Annotated in this window: 1 protein-coding gene; it reads left to right on the forward strand. The window is 64.9% G+C overall.

Going from position 1 to position 698, the window contains the following annotated elements; genetic code table 11:
* Positions 1-86: 86 nt before the first annotated feature.
* A partial coding sequence (locus ACXJKR_RS34055) for a glutamate--tRNA ligase (RefSeq protein WP_457326622.1) occupies positions 87-698 on the forward strand: 612 nt, incomplete at its 3' end.

Here is a 698-nt window from a genome sequence, read left to right on the forward strand (position 1 = left end):
GGGCTGATCCGCCTGGCCGTTGGCCTCGAGCATGTAGACGACATCACTGACGATCTGCTGCGTGGCCTTTCCACTTTGAAAATCCGATGAGCTCCACTTTCGACAAGGTCCGCACGCGCATCGCACCGTCGCCGACCGGCTTTCTGCACCTGGGCACGGCCCGCACCGCCCTTTTTTCCTGGGCCTATGCCCGGCACCACGGCGGCGAGTTCGTGCTGCGCATCGAGGACACGGATGTGGCCCGCTCCACGCAGGACTCGGTCGACCAGATCATTGCGGCGATGAACTGGCTCGGCCTGAACTACGACGAGGGTCCGATCTACCAGATGCAGCGCCTGGACCGCTATCAGGCCGTCGTCGAACAGTTGATCAGCGAGGGCAAGGCCTACCGCTGCTATGCGACGCCCGAGGAACTGGACGCGATGAAGGAGGCCCAGCACGCCCGCGGCGAGAAGAAGCTCTACGACCGCCGCTGGCGCCCCGAGCCGGGCAAGGTGCTGCCCGCCCCGCCGGAGGGTGTGAAGCCCGTCATCCGCTTCGCCAACCCCGTCGATGGCGACGTGACCTGGAACGACCTGGTCAAGGGGCCGATCACGATCAACAACCGCGAGATCGACGACCTCATCATCGTGCGCACCGACGGTGTGCCGACCTACAACTTCGCCGTCGTCGTCGATGACTGGGACATGCGCATCAGC

The sequence above is a fragment of the Roseateles sp. P5_E11 genome, from assembly GCF_054049355.1.